This is a genomic window from Pandoraea norimbergensis (assembly GCF_001465545.3).
GTDB classification, from domain to species: domain Bacteria; phylum Pseudomonadota; class Gammaproteobacteria; order Burkholderiales; family Burkholderiaceae; genus Pandoraea; species Pandoraea norimbergensis.
The window spans coordinates 2085176-2102037 of record NZ_CP013480.3 but is presented as its reverse complement, the minus strand read 5'-3'; the positions used below and the strand labels follow the sequence as shown (position 1 = coordinate 2102037).

Below are 16862 nucleotides of genomic sequence, written 5' to 3'. Positions count from 1 at the left end.
TTTTCCCGTCGCGTTTTTGTTGATGGCTTACCGTACGAGTGCGGCACCGAAGTCCCGCATCACCACCTCATACGTCAGTCGTTGCTGCCTGCGTACGGCACCATGCAGCGCCTGACGGTGGCTTCGAAGTCAGGCGAGAGCTTGCTGCCCGGCGTCTCGTAGTACTGCACGCGGGCGCCGAAACCACCCTGCATGATGTCCACGTACGGGTTGTAAGTCGCTTTACCCTCGGCATCCGGTCCGCGATAGACGCGCACGCGGTCGGCGCCTTGACGGGCATAGCCAGTCGAATCGACGTTCGGCGACAGCTCGCTCCAGCCGTGATAAATGCAGTTGAGCACCATGAAGCGGTCGGCTTCGGTCCCCTGGTCGAGCAGTCGCCCCGTTGCCGGATCGGGCCGGCTCATCTGGTTGATCGGACCGCAACCTGCCAGGATCGCTACTGCCGCCAACAGCGCCATTCGCTTCATACCTCGACACCCTCAACTGAACAAAAGATGCCGAATGTTACCCGGTTCGGCGCGCCGCCGCCATGAACGCGCCCAGAACGGGCCTCGGCAACGGCTGCCGATATCATGCCGCCAACGTCAACGGCGGTGTCGCCACGGCATGCAGCGCGGCACGCCGTTGCCCGCCAGCGTGACTTTCATCGCCTAACCGGAAGCGGGCCATCTCAGTACGCAAGGCGCTCGTCTGATCTTCGAGCGAGGCAGCCGCAGCGGCGGCCTGCTCGACCAGCGCCGCGTTCTGTTGCGTGACCGTATCCATTTGCGTGACGGCCTGATTCACCTGCTCGATGCCACCGCTCTGCTCGTCGGATGCTGCCGAGATTTCGCCCATGATGTCGGTCACGCGCTGCACCGCTTGCACGATGTCGTTCATCGTGCGGCCCGCTTCGGCCACCAGCGATGACCCATCGGCCACCTTTTGCGCCGAGGCCTCGATGAGCGCCTTGATCTCGCGCGCTGCCGTGGCGCTGCGTTGCGCGAGCGTGCGCACTTCGCCAGCCACTACCGCGAAGCCCCGCCCCTGCTCGCCCGCACGCGCCGCTTCCACCGCCGCATTGAGCGCCAGAATATTCGTCTGGAAGGCGATGCCGTCGATCACGCTGATGATTTCCACGACCTGCGTCGAGCTGCTGGAAATGCCGTGCATCGTATCGACCACCCGTGCGACGACTTGTCCGCCGCGCGAGGCAATGTCCGATGCGTTGACGGCAAGCTGGCTCGCCTGACGTGCATTGTCGGCATTCTGTTTGACGGTCGCGGTCAATTCTTCCATCGACGAGGCGGTTTCTTCCAGCGATGCCGCCTGCTGCTCCGTGCGGGCCGACAGATCCGTGTTGCCTGCCGCAATCTCTGCCGACGCCGTGGCCATGGCGTCGCAACTGCGGCGCACACCGCGAATCGTGCCCGCCAGCCGCGACTGCATCGCATCGACGCCGCGCATGAGCAGCGACATCTCGTCCTTGCCGCGCACCTCGATCTGATTGTCCAGTTGACCGGCCGAGATCGCCTCGAAATGCGCCAGCGCGTCGTGCAGCGGCCGCATGATCGCGCCGCGCAGCGAGAAGTAGCAGGCAATCGAGAGCAACACGCCCAGCACCGTGGCGGCCACGCTCACCCAGCGGAAGATGGCGAGTTCGGCCATCGAGGCCTCATAGGTCTCGCGTCCGAGCTTCATCTTGTAGGCCGCCAGCGCGTCGCTCACCGTCGTCAACGCCGCATAGTTCTTCGGCAGCGAGTTCATGGTGATGTCGTCCATGGCCACGCGATCGCCCGCGTTGATGGCGGCGATCATCGGGTTCATGCCCTTCTCGAAGAACGTCGCACGGCGCGCGGCAACCTCATCGGCCATGCGTTGCTCCTCGGCGCCACGGGGCAGTGCCAGATAGGCAGCCCACGCCGCGTCGGCATCCTTGAGCATGCCCTGCGCGCGACTGACGACCTTGGGGACGTCGGGAGAATCGGGGTGAAGCACCACGCGGTCCAGAATGGCTCGCGTGCGGGCCAGTGTGGCGTTGTCCTTGCCCAGTGCCACCGTCGCCGCAAGATGACTTGCATACGTCTCACGCAGTGCATCGCCCGTGCGCGTCATGCCGGCGATACCCAGCGCGCCCATCAGAATCAACAATGCCGCCAACAACGCCATGGTCAAACCCAGGCGCGCCTTAATCGAAAAGCTCCGCAACATGCTGTCGTCTCCGTCTCTATCATGGGTGGCTCACCCCCTGTCCGGCCTCTGACGGGCCGGTCATACTTGTGACATCGGCGCGGCGCGCGCCAGACTTGAGCATCCTGCGGGTTTACGTGCCCACCCGCCAAGCCTTTGCACACGCTCGTCTTGACGTAAATCAAGCGAGCGATGCACGCCTCACCGCCGCGCAGCCGTCTTGTGCAGCAAAACGAGAGAGGCATTCGACGGACTGGGGAGCCGGTCCGATGATATGTCATATTTTATATATCAATACAACTTATTCGAATCATGATCGAAGGTCTCGAGAAGCTATTGGCCGCAGGCAAAGACAACGCGTTGCTGCGATTCGGGCTGGGAAAAGCCTATCTGGACACCCAGAACTACGCGGTGGCGGCCGAGCACCTCACCCATTGCGTGGCGTTCGATCCGGCGTACACCGCCGCGTGGAAGTTGCTGGGAAAAGCGCGACAAGGCGCCGCTGATATTGACGGTGCCCGCGACGCGTGGACGCGTGGCATTGCGGCGGCCCAATCGCACGGTGACCGTCAGGCTGAGAAGGAAATGACGATATTTCTAAAACGGCTGGGTTGAACCCGGTGAAATGGCGGGGAAGCCCGCCAGATCAGGGGTTGACAGCCCCAATGGCACCGAACCGGCGTGCACGCCATTGACGTGGTATCTTGCAGCTTACGTTTTTTGACCCGCTGGTATACCCGAGATCGTGGTGACGGCTGTAAGGATTGCGATGACTGCAATCCCCGCCGCCGCGACGGGTCATCCATCAGTTCCTACTCGACTGCCTCGCCCAACATGCCTTCAATCGCAACCTGGCTGGCCTTCGCGCTTGTCGCCATCGGCATGGCCCTTACCCCCGGGCCGAACATGATGTATCTGATCTCGCGCTCCCTGTGTCAGGGGCCTGCGGCGGGACTGGTCTCGTTGGGCGGTGTCGCGCTCGGCTTCGTGGTCTACATGATCAGCGCCGCCTTCGGCATTACCGCCCTGCTCTTCGCGGTGCCGTTCGCGTACGACGTGTTGCGCTTCGGCGGTGCCGTCTATCTGCTCTGGCTGGCGTGGCAGGCACTCAAGCCGGGCGGGCGTTCGCCGTTCGAAGTGCGCGCCTTGCCGCGTGACAGCAATCGCCGTCTGTTCCTGATGGGCCTGTTCACGAGCGTGCTCAACCCGAAGATCGCCATGCTGTATCTGGCGCTGCTGCCGCAGTTCGTGCACCCGGAACATGGCAGCGTGCTTACACAGTCGCTGGTGCTGGGTACGACGCAGATCGTTTGCAGCGTGCTGGTGAACGCCAGCGTGGCGCTGTCGGCAGGTGCCATCGCAACGTTCTTCGCACAACGCCCCGCGTGGCTGCGCATTCAGCGCTGGCTCATGGGCGGTGTGCTGGGTGCGCTGGCCCTGCGCATGGCCACAGAAGCCCGCCGTTGAGTTTTTCGAGGTGGCCCGCCCCGGCGTGGCATACTTCTGCGATTTTCCGATTTGCCAAATTCGCCGCGCGGCGGGGATCCACGCAGCGCTAGGCCGGCCGGCCTGTTCCCATCCTGCAATTTTCGTTGGGTATGTCCTTGAAGCATTATTTGCCGCCTCGTGCGCCGTCTGATCCGGTGCCCAGTACTTCAGCTACTTCCACTCCCGCCCCCTCATCCGGCACTCGCCGCGGCAGGCCCGCCCTGCGCGCCGCAAGCCGCCAGCGCGGCTTCGGCACCCTCGGCGTCATCATTACCGCGTTTGCCGGGCTGGCCATTATCGGCGCCCTGATCGTCGGCTATGCGCTGATCGTCATGCGCCCGAACCTGCCGCCGCTCGACGTCATCACCGACTACCGGCCCAAAGTGCCGCTGCGCGTGTATACGTCGGATAACGTGCTGATCGGCGAGTTTGGCGAAGAGCGCCGCAGTCTGGTCACCATCGACCAGATTCCCGACGTGATGAAAAAGGCCGTGCTCGCCATCGAGGACTACCGGTTCTACGACCACGGCGGCGTCGACTTCATCGGCATTCTGCGAGCAGGCGTCTCCGACGTCATCCACCGTGGCGCGGCGCAGGGCGCCAGTACCATCACGATGCAGGTGGCCCGCAACTTCTTCCTCTCCCGCGAGAAGACGGCCACGCGCAAGATCTACGAAATGCTGCTCGCCTACAAGATCGAGTCGGCGCTCTCCAAAGACCAGATTCTTGAGCTGTACATGAACCAGATCTATCTGGGTCAGCGTGCTTACGGCTTCGCGAGCGCCGCGCGCATCTATTTCGGCAAAGATCTGAAGGACATTTCGCTGGGGGAAGCGGCCATGCTGGCCGGGCTGCCCAAGGCACCGTCGGCGTACAACCCGATCGTCAATCCGAAGCGCGCCAAGATCCGTCAGGAATACATCCTCAAGCGCATGCTCGATCTGGGCTACATCACCCGCAATCAGTATGAAGATGCCCTGCACGAGCCGATTCGTACGCGCACGGCCGGCAACGAATACAACGTGCATGCCGAGTACGTGGCCGAAATGGTGCGTCAGGCGGTGTACGACCAATACAAGGACGAGACGTACACGCGCGGCCTGACGGTCATTACGACGCTCGACTCGAAGAAGCAGCAGGCGGCGTATGAAGCGGTGCGCATGGGCGTGCTCGATTACGAGCGCCGCCACTCGTATCGCGGCCCGGAGGGCTTCGTCGAACTGCCCGCCCCGATGCCCGATCGTCAGCAGTCGATTGAAGACGCCCTGCTCGAACACCCTGATAACGGCGATCTGGTGGCCGCCGTCGTGGTCGCCGCCAGCACGTCGCAGATCACCGCGATCCCGCTCTCGGGCGATGCCGTGACCATCAGCGGCGACGGCATCGGCTTTGCGTCCTCTGCGCTGTCGGCGAAGGCTGCCGAGAAGGTGCGCATTCGTCCGGGCTCGATCATTCGCATCATGAAAGACGCGCGCGGCAAGTGGCGCGTGACCCAGTTGCCCGAGGTGCAGGGCTCGCTCGTGTCGCTCTCGCCGGACGACGGCGCTATTCGTGCGCTGGTCGGCGGGTTCGACTTCAATCAGAGCAAGTTCAACCGTGCGACGCAGGCATGGCGTCAGCCGGGTTCGACGTTCAAGCCGGTGGTGTACTCGGCCGCTGTCGAGAAGGGTGTGAGCCCGGCGACGATGGTCATGGACGGCCCGCTCAACCTGCCGCCCGCCCAGACCGGCGGACAGGCCTGGGACCCGCACGACGACGACGCCTTCAGCGGCCCGATGACAGTGCGCGAAGGGCTGCAACGTTCGAAGAATCTGGTCGCCATCCGCCTGCTGCAATTCGCAGGCACGCAGTTCACGCAGGACTTTGCGACCCGCTTCGGCTTCGATGCCGACAAGGTGCCGCCGTATCTGCCGATGGCCCTCGGTGCCGGTCAGACGACGCCGTTGCAATTGGCCGGTGCGTATGCCGTGTTCGCTAACGGCGGTTACCGTGTGGCGCCCTATCTGATCAGCGAAATTCGCGACGCGCGCGGCAATGTGCTGAACAAAGCCACGCCGGTGATCGCGGGCGTCAATGCCGCGCGTGCGATCTCGGCACCCAACGCCTACATCATGAACAGCCTGCTGCAAAGCGTGGCCCAGCGCGGCACGGGCTCGGGCACCAACGTGCTCAAGCGCAACGATCTGGCAGGCAAGACCGGGACGACCAACGACGCGCTCGATGGCTGGTTTGCCGGTTATCAGCATTCGCTCGTGGCGGTGGCGTGGCTCGGTTTCGACCAGCCCAAGACGCTGGGCAGCCGCGAATTCGGCGCGCAACTGGCGTTGCCGGTGTGGACGAAGTACATGGGCGTCGCCCTCAACGGCGTGCCGCAGCAGCAGATGGCCATGCCCGACGGCGTGAGCGTCGTGAACGGCGAGCTTTACGAGTCCGACAAGATGCCGGGCAACGGCTTCGTGGCGAGCATCGGTATCGACGACAACAGCGGCGGTTTCTCGCTGCCGTTCTTCGGCAACAACTCGAACGCGCCAGCCGCACCGCCGCCGGCAGCCGGTCAGGCACCGTCGCCGGGTGGCGTGGATGCGAGCGAAAAAGCCCGCATTCTCGACATGTTCAAACATCCCTGATGGTTGACCGGGCTTGACCGGCCAAAAGCCGCCGCAGGCTTTTAGCTGGAATGCAGGACTGAAACGGCCGCCTTCATGGCGGCCGTTTGCATTTGCGGCGGGACGGACACGCTACCGGGCGGCGGCCATGCGTCGCCCCCCCCGCCCTTCCGGGCTTCCAACGGCTGACTCGCCGCTTGTTCAGGACTGACTCAGGGCTTACCCGCCGTTCGCAAGAACGTACAAGTCAGCCCGGGGGCGGCGCGATATGCTCACAGCCATTCGCAACCGCTTTTTGAGGTCAGCACCGTCATGTCCGTCCCGTCCCGCGCGGCCAGCTTTACCGCTGGCATTCGCGACACCTTCCCGATGATCGTCGGCGCCGCGCCGTTCGGGCTGATCTTCGGGGCGTTGGTCGCCACCACGCCAATGGCCACATGGCATGGCCAGCTCATGTCGCTGACCGTCTTTGCCGGCTCCAGCCAGTTCATCGCGGCCGGGCTGTTTGCAACGGGCGTCGGTTACGCGGTGCTCTGGGCAACGACCTTCATCGTCAACCTGCGTCACATGCTGTACGCGGCCAACCTGCTGCCGCACGTCCGGCACCTGAATCTGCGCTGGCGCTGTCTGCTCGGCTTCACGTTGACGGATGAAACGTTCGCCGTCACCAGCAGCCATTTTCACAAGCATCCCGACGATCCGATGGGGCACTGGTACTTCCTCGGCTCCGGCTTATCGATGTATGTGAACTGGCAGTTCTGGACGCTTGTGGGCTTGATCTTCGGCGCAGCGTTTCCACGCCTGCAAACGCTGGGGCTCGATTTTGCGATGGTGGCAACGTTCATCGCGATCATCGTGCCGCAGATGGCGCGCATGCCGTGGGCCGTGGCCACGGTGGTGGCGGGCGCCGCCGCGTATCTGTGTCAGGGGCTGCCGTACAAGCTGGGACTGCTCGTGGCGGTAACGGCCGGTATCGTGGCCGGCATGGTGACGCTGCATGCACGCCGACGTGGCGATGCAACGGCACGCAAGACCACAACGGGACCGGGAGGTGCGCAATGAACTACGTCATCGCCATTCTCGGCATGGCCGTGGTGACGTTCGCGGTGAAGGCGGGCATTTTCGTGCTCGGCGACCGGGTGCGCTTCCCCGAGTGGCTGCGCGAGGCGCTGTCGTTCGTCCCCGTGACCGTGCTCACGGCCATCATCGTGCCCATGACGCTCGCGCCGCATGGCCACGGACTTGAGCTGACGTGGCGCAATCCGCAATTGGTCGCCGCGCTTGCCGCGATTGCCGTATGCGCCGCCACGCGGCACCAGTTACTCACCATCGGCCTTGGGTTGGCCGTGTTCTTCGGCTGGCAGTTCGGTGTGTTGGGTTGATGTCGCGCGACCGGTGATCGCTCGGCCGACTCAGCCATAAGAAAAAAGCGCCCTTGCGAGGCGCTTTTTTCATTTGAGCGATGGACTTCGATCACTCAGTGCCGAGGGGGAAACCCCTCTCACGGGTAACGTCAGACCGACACCGTCCCGAGCGTGCCAGCGCGATACGCCGCGACGAAAGCGTCGAAGTCACCGACTTGCGTGCGCTCCAACTCGGCTTGCGTCTCCAGCGACTTGTGGGCCAGCGTTTCGAAGTGCTCGACGATCTTGTCATCAAGCGGCATGGCGCGCAGCGTCTGCGCATGCCGCTTGCTCTGCGCCAGCGAGAACGCCTGAAACGCGCCGCCCTCGGTGCCGCGCAGCGGCTCGAGCGCCGCCATCACACGTGCCGACGGCGTGAGTGTCACATCCTGCACCTTGGCGCGTTGCACGGCCATCGTGTGGGCGTAATGCGCACCGCCACGCTGGGCGTCAAAGGCCGCGGCCGTGCGGTCGATACGATCGAGCAGTTGCTCGGCCCAGTCGAACAGCGTGATGGCTTCACCGGCGCGATGCAGCACGAGGCCCGGCTTACGGCCTTCCTTGACCACGTGCGCGAAGTTGTCGCGGTTCTCCATGTTCTCGGCATTCGAGCACGACGGGCTGTCTTCGAACGCGCAGAACAGCATGAAGGCGTCGATGAAGCGTGCCGTATCCACATCGATACCGACCGGCAGGAACGGGTCGATGTCGACACAACGCACTTCCACATACTGCACACCTCGACGCGCAAGCGCCTGCACCGGGCGTTCGCCGCTGTACGTCACGCGCTTGGGGCGAATCGTGGCGTAGAACTCGTTTTCGATTTGCAGCAGATTGGTCGAGAGCTGAATCCACTCGCCGTCGCGCTTGGTGCCCAGCGCCTCATACGGCGGATGCGGCTGGCTGACGGCTTGCGTGAGGGCGTCGATATAGCTCGGCAGGCAGTCATAGCACGGCGAGACTTCCGATTGCGCGCTGTTCTGATAGCCCAGATCGCTCATGCGCAGGCTGGTCGCATAGGGCAGACCGAGCGTGCCCGCATCGAACGAATCGAGCCCGTGTTCACGCCCGCGCAGGAACTCGGCATGCAGCACCGGCGATGCACCGAACAGATACATCAGCAGCCAGCTATAGCGGCGGAAGTTGCGGATCAGCGCCACATAGCGCGCGGACTGATAGTCGCGAGCGGACGCCGTCGCGTCGGTGACACCCTCTTGTTCGCGCAGCAGTTCCCAGACGGGTTCCGCGAGCGAGAAGTTGTAGTGGATGCCGGCGATACATTGCATCGGCTTGCCGTAGCGCAACGCCAGCCCGCGACGGTACACGTGCTTGAGCAGGCCGATATGCGACGTGCCGTAGTCGGCGATCGGAATAATCTCTTCCGGCGGCAAGGCGGGCGGCATCGAGTCGCTCCAGAGCAGTTCGGTGCCGAGCTTGCGGTAGGCGAACTGATGGATCTCGTCGAGGCGGGCGATGACTTCGGCGGCGTCGTGCTGAGGCGGCGTGATGAACTCGAGCAGCGATTCCGAGTAGTCGGTGGTGATTTCTTCGTTGGTAAGGGCCGAGCCCAACGCGCGCGGGTGCGGCGTCAGTGCGAGGGCGCCGTTGTCTTCGACGCGCAGGGTTTCGCGTTCGATACCGGACAAGCCCTGACCAAGCAGCGCGCGATGGGCGGGCTGCATGATGAGTGCGAGGCGCCGGTCGAGCACGTTACCGGCGGTCGACGCGTCGCGTCGTTCGTTCTGGCAATTCTTGTTTTCCAACTTCCATCCCTCTGGTGAGGCGCGATGCTGTACGGCATGGCTGTCGCCGCCGGTGCCTGTCACGGCAAAGCCATGATCTGTCGAGGGCACGGTGGCGTACGGTGGTCTACGGGGTGCCGATGGCCTGACGCGGCGCTCGCCGGGGCATGGCTCCGGCAGGCACTTCAGGCGCGGCACGGCGCGAATTTGGCCTGAGCATAACTGAAAACGCCAAAGCGCGTCGGACGCCGCCGAAAACGCCATTATCACGCGTCAACGCCTGCCGATCGCGAGTGCGTTGACCGTTAGTCGGCGGCATTAGCGCCCGCCCCGGGCGGCCCGGCGCGCGCCAGCGCGGCGGCCTTTTCAACGACTTCACGCGTGTCCGGTCAGGGCCGGTCAGCGTGAAATAAGAGCCTCAGTGTCAGCCTGAGTCCCCCTGCGCGAATGCCACATTGGCGTTGGGGTCATGCGCACCGATACTGGGCAGCATGATGAATACACAACACCTTAACGACCTCATCCCCCTGCTCTCTCTGGGGCTCGTCACCTTCTTGCTCGCGGGCTTCGTCAAGGGCGTGATCGGGCTGGGTTTGCCGACGGTCGCCGTCGGCCTGCTTGGGCTGGCAATGCCGACGGCCGAGGCCGCCGCCCTGCTCATCGTGCCCTCGTTGGTCACCAACGTCTGGCAGTTGCTCGCCGGCCCACGCTTCGTGGCGCTGGCGAAACGCCTTTGGCCGATGCTGGTGGGTATCTGCATCGGCACGTGGGCTGGTGGCGGGTGGCTGGCAGACGGGGGAAATACGCCCGGCATCGCGCTGGGCGTGGCGTTGCTGGCTTACGCGGCGTTGGGGCTCGCGGCGGTACGCATGCGAATTCCGCCGACATGGACGCACGGGCGTGTCAGCGCGCTGGGCGGTGTGATCGGCGTGATCACGGGGCTGGTGACAGCGGCCACCGGCGTCTTCGTGATTCCGGCTGTGCCTTTTCTGCAAGCGCTCGATCTCGACAAGGACGATCTGGTGCAGGCGCTGGGATTGTCGTTCACCGTGTCGACGGTGGCGCTCGCCGCCGGACTGGCACGCGACGGCATCTTTCACGGACATGCCATCGGTGTGTCGCTGCTCGCTCTGGCACCGGCGCTCGGCGGCATGTTCTTCGGGCAATGGGTACGTGGCCGGGTGAGCGCCCCGGTGTTCCGCCGCTGCTTCTTCATCGGTTTGGCGATGCTGGGTGCCGAGCTTGTGATTCAGCACATGCGCTGAGGCAGGCAAGCAGGCAAGTAGAAAGCGGCGTGGGGCAAGCGCCCCGCCGCATCACTTCAAGTCGGCGAAATCGACATCCCAGAATTCGAGTTCGCGCCGGGAGTCGAGACTTCGCCCTTCTTCCGTTCGGCGTAGTTCGACGCGTCGAATCTTGCCCGAGATTGTCTTCGGCAATTCACAGAATTCCAGACGGCGAATGCGTTTGTACGGCGCTAGGTGATCGCGGCAGAACCGGAGGATATCGAGCGCGAGTTTCTCGTCGGCCACGAAACCGGTGCGTAAAGAAACAAACGCCTTGGGCACAGCGAGACGCACGGGGTCGGGGCTGGGCACTACGCCCGCCTCTGCCACGGCCGGATGCTTGATCAGTTCGCTCTCGAGCTCGAACGGGCTGATGCGATAGTCCGAGGCTTTGAACACGTCGTCGGCACGTCCGACATAGGTGAAGTAACCATGGTCGTCGCGCATGGCGACGTCGCCCGTGCGGTAGTAGCCATCGCGCATGACGTCGGCAGTCTTCTCCGGATCGTCTTCGTAGCCTTGCATCAGCCCGGTCGGGCGCTGCGAGATGACGAGTGCGATCTCCCCTTCATCGGCCGGCACACCATCGTGGTCGAGCAACACGACGCGATAGCCGGGCATCGGCCGTCCCATCGCCCCGGCTTTGACAGGTTGTCCCGGCGAGTTGCCGATCTGGCAGCACGTCTCGGTTTGTCCGTAACCGTCGCGAATCGTGATATTCCACGCGCGTTTGACCTGATCGATCACTTCGGGGTTGAGCGGCTCGCCTGCGCCGATCAGCTCGCGAAATTTCACCGGGTGCCGCGCAAGGTCTTCCTGAATCATCATCCGCCAGACAGTGGGCGGTGCGCACAGCGTGGTGACGCCGCAGCGCGCGGCGGTCTCGAGTGCGGCGCGCGCATCGAAGCGTGAGAAGTTGTAGATGAAGATCGTCGCGCCCGCGTTCCAGGGGGCGAAGAAGCAGCTCCACGCATGTTTGGCCCATCCGGGTGAGCTGATGTTCCAGTGCACGTCGCCCGGTTGCAGACCGAGCCAGTACATCGTGGCGAGGTGTCCGACGGGGTAGCTTTGATGCGTGTGCAAGACGAGCTTCGGACGCGACGTGGTGCCGGACGTGAAGTACAACAGCAGCGGATCGGTGGCGAGCGTGGTGCCGTCGGGCGTGAAGATGTCGGGCTCGTCGTAGGCGGGTGCGAGGGAGGTCCAGCCATCGGGCGGATGGTCACCGACGGCAATGCGTTGGTAGTTGCCGGGCAGGTTGGCGAACTTGAGCGCGTCGCGTGTGGTGGTGACGACGTGGCGTACGCGGCCACGTTCGATGCGATCGACGAGATCACCGGCGGCAAGCAATGTGGTGGCAGGAATCATGACGGCGCCGAGTTTCATGCAGGCAAGCATGAGATCCCAGAGTTCGACCTGATTGGGCAGCATCAACAGCACGCGATCGCCACGCGCGACGCCTTGGGCGCGCAGAAAGTTGGCGACCTGATTCGAGCGTGCGGACATCTGGGCGAACGAGAGGCGCGTTTCGCTGCCGTCTTCTTCGACGACCCAGAGGGCGGGCTGGTCGTTGTTCTGTGCTTGCGGATCGAAGAAGTCGAGGGCCCAGTTGAAGCGGGTGAGCACGGGCCAGCGGAAGTCACGGTACGCCACGTCGTAGTGGGCGCGCTGCGCGAGCAAGAGGTCGCGCGCGGCGTCGAATCCCTGGATATGCGGCATCGCTTGTCTCCAAGCCTCGATAGGCAGGATTCCATTATGAGGAGGCCCTCTGAATGCGACATTCGGGATAACCATCATGGGGTTCGGGTGTGCGCTTGCGGGCGATGCGGGCGCGATGCGCGAAGGGGGCGCCTCGGGCATGCGATGTAGGCGGAAGAAAAAATATGCGGAGAATGCGCACAGACGCTTTCATTCCTGCAAAAAGCTCTGCTATAATCGCCTGCTTTCGAGCGATACATTTAACGATGTGTCTCTCACGGGGCGTAGCGCAGCCTGGTAGCGTACCTGCATGGGGTGCAGGTGGTCGGAGGTTCAAATCCTCTCGCCCCGACCAGAATAGAAAAACCCGCACAGTCTTTGGCTGTGCGGGTTTTTTCGTTTCTCACGAAGGCCAATCATTCGGTACCGATCTTCACAAGATCCGGCAACACCCACGTCTTGTCGAAGAGCGGCTGCGTGGGTCCATATAAGCGGAACAGCAGCTCAAACTTTTCTCCGCGCTTCGTCGGCACCCAATTCTTCTCGTGACCTGCCGGCGCTTCGGGACCAAAGTAAACCGTCACCGAGCCGTCGGGACCTTTCTCCATATCGGGGACTTGCGAGGAACGGCTCGCGCCCGGCACGTCTTTGATCAGCGCATGCGTGGCGCGGCTATACGCCGTCACCGACCAATACTGACGCATCGGCGCGTCGCGCGGCACCGTCAGCCGATATTGCTGCCCGCCATCAAGCGCCTCACCGTTCTTGTCTTGCCACGACAGCAGATAGAACTGTCCCGCGCCCAATCGTTTAATCCCCACATACCCCATCGAATAAACGATCGCACGGGCATCGACAGGATAGATGTTGGGCTCCGTATACCCCTTCGACGCATCCTGCACCAACGCCGATGCAGCAGGGACCACCCAACGCGCATTAGGAAAATAAGGTTCGTAGGCCCGCTCCGACTGATATGCGATCCATTCGTGCGCGTTGCGCGCGCCCTCGTTGAGCGTGGCAACTCTCCTGTCGTCAGGGGCAAACGCCTTCCCTTTCTCGATGCCGATGGAGCGGAGCAAGTCGATCATGACCTTGTCCCGTTCGAGCCACGGTTCGGTCTGAACGACACGATCAAGCGACTGGAAGTAGCGAATGTCGTAAGGGATCGTCGAATCGAAGAACGCATTGTTGGCGTCGACGAACCGCGTCGGCGGCGGCTTCGCGGCATTCGCCAGCGCATACAGCCTGACCCGCTTGCCATAGGTGACGGCATCGGCAACATCGACGTCACTGTGGCTGCGCAACGTGGAGCGGATCAGAGCATAGCCGCTGTACGTGGGTGAGCGCAGCACGATGTACCCCTTCGGAATCTGACCGCGATAGTCCGGCGGCAGTATCAGGTACTTGCCACCTGCCCCTTTGTCAGCCCCTGAAGGACCCGCATCCTCAAGTGGCATCTGCCACACATCGTCAATGTTGCCGGTGATCGAGCCATTCGGACCCGCCGGCGGAATCTCCAGCACCATCGGCCCTTGCTTCGTATTGAAGAACGGCATCAGGTAGATCGCATCCGGATTGGGCGTGAGCGTCTGGTTGCGCCAGTCCACCGGACGCGACCAATAGACAATCTCGTTCTCCCCCGCACCGGCCTTGATGGCGGCTTGCCGCATCAGGTCGGTATTGACTGCGGGCATCGCCCAAATGACCGCCTGCTCTGCGCGGCTGACCTCGGTTCGATTCAGCGTTGGCGGTGTTTCCGCGCTGGTCTGCATCGCTTGAGAGGACAGCAACAGTGCAACGAGAATCGCGTTTTTCATCCATGCTCTCCTGATTTCGGAACACTACGGGGTGATCGAATTCGCTTAGGAAGCCGGTGTAAATATGACGATGCGTGCCGATGCGCTAACGAAATTGATGGGATGACGAAATGTAACCGTTGTGTGATACAAGGCAAACCATCCAGACGGATATTACCTATTTCCCTTGCCCGTAGAAATACAGATACTCTGAGTCAATTCGCCACGTTGTATCCGAGAATGCGCCACGCACGCAGGAGCACGATGCTGTGAAATCTTACGCAGAGAAGCCGCAACCGACTCAGGACACTTTGCCCGGTGCGAAGGGTACGGCCCGGAGCGCCCAAGCCCCTGAGCACCGCCCGACTGACAACCAGACGGTACGCTCGCCCTTGGCAACGTTACAGGCTGTAGCCGACACCAGCCCGCGCGTGCTCGCACAACACCAGCGTATGCAGTCGCTTTTCGGGCAACCGGTACAACGGCGGATGAAGCCGACTGAAGCGATATCGAATGAGGCGGCGATGCAAGCGGCCCCCGTACGATCCGGCAACAGCACGCCCCGGCAGCTTTCACTTGCCCGCCCGGGATCAGGCACGCCCTCCCCCATCCAACGCGTCAAGATACAGATCGAAAACGCTTCAAAGTCTTACGCTGAACTGATGGCAACGCCGGAGTTCGCGCTAGCGAAGCCCGTGACAGATTATGAGCGCCGGTTTCCACCCCCCGCCCTGCAAACGTTGATCGATGTCACGTGGAAAGACACCGAGTTCTACAACGTGAAGGCGCTGATCGCTGCGATCAACAAGGAGATTCGCAGCGCGAAGGCGGAGATACGAGGGAAACGGAACGAAGAGGAAGCGCCGAAGATCGCGGAGAAGTGGAAAGCGTATGCATCAATGACATCTGAAGAGCAATGGGCAGGTGATTGGCCCACCTTTGCAGCGACTTTCATGCCACTTAGCGCGGAGCTTGTTGGCATTGCAGGCCCCCAAGGCGCGGCGCTGATCGGCTTCAAGCTGGCCCTTATTTCGAAGTTCCACGCATCGATCGCTAGCGCATTCGTACGTCGGATCGAGGCGCTGGCTCACGCCAAACGGGCCGGCCTACCCTATGACTGGCCAGGCATTAAAGCGACGCTTGGCATGGTAACGGCCCCTCTGCCGGACGCGCCGAAGGACTACAGCCCGTTTGGCGGCGCGCACTTCGATGCGTTTTTCGGTATCAGCAAGGGGGGCGGCATCCCGCTTTCCTTTGAAGGCATCACTTCCGAGCTGGACGCCATCCTCAACGTCCGACCTGACGAGCTTGCGAAAGGCGAAGTCGTCTTCAGCGGCTCGAACTACAAAGACGCCGAGCATGAAGAAATGACCAAGAATGTCGACGTCTCTTATATCGACAGCAACGGGGTGCTGAATCTGATTGAGAACGGCAAAGACATGAATACGTTGAAGAACAAAGCCGTCGGCAAGCATGACCAGAAATCCATTTATATGCACCTTTCCCAAAAGGCAACTTCGCTGATACATACGCCCGTCGCACCGTTGACCCACGAGCAGGCCAGCCGCAATCAAATTACCCGCGTGCAGTGGTGGTATGCGATACCTCCCGAGGCCCTGAACCCGGAGGCGCTCACGGAGGAAGACAGGGCGACGCTTTATTCAGTGGCCGCCGCCGGGGCAGGCTTGCGCTTGGGAGCACGCCGCCTGCTGTCGGAAGAGATATTCAAGCTCTGCCGTTCTTGATGCGTAACGCTGTCGGCGCTTGATGAAGCCGGGCCGACACTCGCCGACATTTCATCGCATCGGTCGATGCGAAATATCGTCAAGCAACGGCACGATCGCCAGCATGATGAGGATCAGCGCCAGCGGCACCGTCGACACGAAGCCAAGGTGTTTAAAGCCGAGGGCGCCCGCGACGCCGCCGAGGAAGAACATCCCGAGCAATGATGCCAACAGCCGAAGCTTGCCCTGATCGGCCGCGACCCGTTGCGGTTCTGCCGAGAGACCCGGCCGATTCCAGTACAGCATCTTGCCCAGCTCGATGCCGATGTCGGTCACTAACCCGGTGACATGCGTCGTTCGAATTTCTGCCTTCGATATCTTCGTGATGATCGCGTTCTGAAGCCCCATCACGTAGCACAACAGTGCCACCGTCGCGGACGCAAACAACCATCGATGATGTTCGAGGCTCGCCCCCAGTAAGCCGAAGCCAATGAGTAGTACCGCCTCCAGCAACAACGGGGCGGCATAGGCGCTGTGCGTCTGATGACGGCGCCCCCAGTTGATGAGGATGGAGGAAGTGGCCGCGCCGAAGAGAAACGCGAGAAGTGCGCTGATGCCGGTGAGCACGTACACCAACTGTCCCAGCACCAGATCATCCGAGAGCGATGCCACGATGCCCGACATATGCGATGTGTACTGCCCGACCGCGAGAAAGCCGCCCGCGTTAGCGGCACCGGCAACGAACGCCAGCGAGCACCCCAGCCGCCGATTGGCCGCCTCCGTGCGCACGGGTTGGGTGAATCCTCGCAGGTAATTGATCGGCATGACGCAACTCACTCAAAGCAAAGGCGCACGGGAACAGGCATGAAAGTCGATTCTAACGCGTGGCGTTAAAGTGCCCTCTCATGACATGTTCGTCGCTCTCGTCACCCAAACTGTCCCCGCCG

Annotated in this window: 13 protein-coding genes and 1 tRNA gene; 8 read left to right on the top strand and 6 right to left on the bottom strand. The window is 62.6% G+C overall.

Annotation, left to right across the window (positions count from 1 at the left end):
• Window positions 1–74: 74 nt before the first annotated feature.
• Together AT302_RS09445 and AT302_RS28305 are read right to left on the bottom strand one after the other, a co-directional pair.
• Window positions 75–470, bottom strand: coding sequence for a hypothetical protein (locus tag AT302_RS09445; protein WP_157125739.1), 396 nt, complete (start codon window positions 468–470; stop codon window positions 75–77).
• 103 nt (window positions 471–573) lie between these two features.
• A complete protein-coding gene (locus AT302_RS28305; protein WP_058378220.1) occupies window positions 574–2193 on the bottom strand; it encodes a methyl-accepting chemotaxis protein in 1620 nt (539 codons plus the stop codon).
• A 291-nt stretch (window positions 2194–2484) separates the two neighbouring features.
• Here AT302_RS28305 and AT302_RS09435 point away from each other — a divergent pair, with 291 nt between their 5' ends.
• The 5 genes from AT302_RS09435 (at window position 2485) to AT302_RS09415 (ending at window position 7648) form a co-directional block, all read left to right on the top strand.
• Window positions 2485–2787, top strand: a complete 303-nt coding sequence (locus AT302_RS09435) for a hypothetical protein (protein ID WP_058378219.1) — start codon at window positions 2485–2487, stop codon at window positions 2785–2787.
• Between the two features lie 219 nt (window positions 2788–3006).
• Window positions 3007–3639: a LysE family translocator gene (locus AT302_RS09430; protein WP_058378218.1), complete on the top strand. Its 633-nt coding sequence runs from the start codon at window positions 3007–3009 to the stop codon at window positions 3637–3639.
• 176 nt (window positions 3640–3815) lie between these two features.
• Complete coding sequence (locus AT302_RS09425; protein ID WP_237172104.1) at window positions 3816–6287, top strand: penicillin-binding protein 1A; 2472 nt, start codon at window positions 3816–3818, stop codon at window positions 6285–6287.
• A 291-nt stretch (window positions 6288–6578) separates the two neighbouring features.
• Window positions 6579–7328 (top strand): AzlC family ABC transporter permease, encoded by a 750-nt coding sequence (locus AT302_RS09420; protein WP_058378217.1) that lies wholly within the window; start codon window positions 6579–6581, stop codon window positions 7326–7328.
• Window positions 7325–7648: an AzlD domain-containing protein gene (locus tag AT302_RS09415; protein ID WP_058378216.1), complete on the top strand. Its 324-nt coding sequence runs from the start codon at window positions 7325–7327 to the stop codon at window positions 7646–7648. Before AT302_RS09420 ends, AT302_RS09415 begins: the two co-directional genes overlap by 4 nt.
• Window positions 7649–7779: 131 nt before the next feature.
• Here AT302_RS09415 and gshA read toward each other — a convergent pair whose 3' ends face one another.
• On the bottom strand, window positions 7780–9432 hold the full coding sequence (gshA, locus tag AT302_RS09410) for a glutamate--cysteine ligase (RefSeq protein WP_084656121.1): 1653 nt from the start codon (window positions 9430–9432) through the stop codon (window positions 7780–7782).
• 470 nt (window positions 9433–9902) lie between these two features.
• On the opposite strand from gshA, the gene AT302_RS09405 reads away from it, so the two are divergent.
• Window positions 9903–10676, top strand: a complete 774-nt coding sequence (locus tag AT302_RS09405; RefSeq protein ID WP_084656120.1) for a sulfite exporter TauE/SafE family protein — start codon at window positions 9903–9905, stop codon at window positions 10674–10676.
• Window positions 10677–10727: 51 nt separating this feature from the next.
• Here the strand turns inward: AT302_RS09405 and AT302_RS09400 are convergent, their stop codons facing one another.
• Window positions 10728–12416 carry an AMP-binding protein gene (locus AT302_RS09400; protein ID WP_058378215.1) on the bottom strand — a complete coding sequence of 563 codons (1689 nt, stop codon included), beginning with the start codon at window positions 12414–12416 and terminating at the stop codon, window positions 10728–10730.
• 257 nt (window positions 12417–12673) lie between these two features.
• Between AT302_RS09400 and AT302_RS09395 the strand changes: the two genes are divergently transcribed.
• Window positions 12674–12750, top strand: a tRNA-Pro gene (locus AT302_RS09395).
• A 61-nt stretch (window positions 12751–12811) separates the two neighbouring features.
• Here AT302_RS09395 and AT302_RS09390 read toward each other — a convergent pair.
• The gene (locus AT302_RS09390) at window positions 12812–14212 is read right to left on the bottom strand and encodes a DUF1254 domain-containing protein (RefSeq protein WP_058378214.1); all 1401 of its coding nucleotides are present in this window, start codon (window positions 14210–14212) and stop codon (window positions 12812–12814) included.
• A gap of 248 nt (window positions 14213–14460) precedes the next feature.
• On the opposite strand from AT302_RS09390, the gene AT302_RS09385 reads away from it, so the two are divergent.
• The gene (locus AT302_RS09385; RefSeq protein WP_058378213.1) at window positions 14461–15936 is read left to right on the top strand and encodes a hypothetical protein; all 1476 of its coding nucleotides are present in this window, start codon (window positions 14461–14463) and stop codon (window positions 15934–15936) included.
• A 51-nt stretch (window positions 15937–15987) separates the two neighbouring features.
• Here the strand turns inward: AT302_RS09385 and AT302_RS09380 are convergent, their stop codons facing one another.
• Window positions 15988–16740, bottom strand: a complete 753-nt coding sequence (locus tag AT302_RS09380; RefSeq protein WP_058378212.1) for a YoaK family protein — start codon at window positions 16738–16740, stop codon at window positions 15988–15990.
• Between the last annotated feature and the right edge of the window lie 122 nt (window positions 16741–16862).

Bases quoted from the DNA above. Each gene is read 5' to 3' on its own strand.
- AT302_RS28305 (WP_058378220.1), bottom strand. From the start codon at position 2,193: ATGTTGCGGAGCTTTTCGATTAAGGCGCGCCTGGGTTTGACCATGGCG.
- AT302_RS09390 (WP_058378214.1), bottom strand. From the start codon at position 14,212: ATGAAAAACGCGATTCTCGTTGCACTGTTGCTGTCCTCTCAAGCGATG.
- AT302_RS09435 (WP_058378219.1), top strand. From the start codon at position 2,485: ATGATCGAAGGTCTCGAGAAGCTATTGGCCGCAGGCAAAGACAACGCG.
- AT302_RS09380 (WP_058378212.1), bottom strand. From the start codon at position 16,740: ATGCCGATCAATTACCTGCGAGGATTCACCCAACCCGTGCGCACGGAG.
- AT302_RS09405 (WP_084656120.1), top strand. From the start codon at position 9,903: ATGATGAATACACAACACCTTAACGACCTCATCCCCCTGCTCTCTCTG.
- AT302_RS09400 (WP_058378215.1), bottom strand. From the start codon at position 12,416: ATGCCGCATATCCAGGGATTCGACGCCGCGCGCGACCTCTTGCTCGCG.
- AT302_RS09430 (WP_058378218.1), top strand. From the start codon at position 3,007: ATGCCTTCAATCGCAACCTGGCTGGCCTTCGCGCTTGTCGCCATCGGC.
- AT302_RS09445 (WP_157125739.1), bottom strand. From the start codon at position 470: ATGAAGCGAATGGCGCTGTTGGCGGCAGTAGCGATCCTGGCAGGTTGC.
- AT302_RS09420 (WP_058378217.1), top strand. From the start codon at position 6,579: ATGTCCGTCCCGTCCCGCGCGGCCAGCTTTACCGCTGGCATTCGCGAC.
- AT302_RS09415 (WP_058378216.1), top strand. From the start codon at position 7,325: ATGAACTACGTCATCGCCATTCTCGGCATGGCCGTGGTGACGTTCGCG.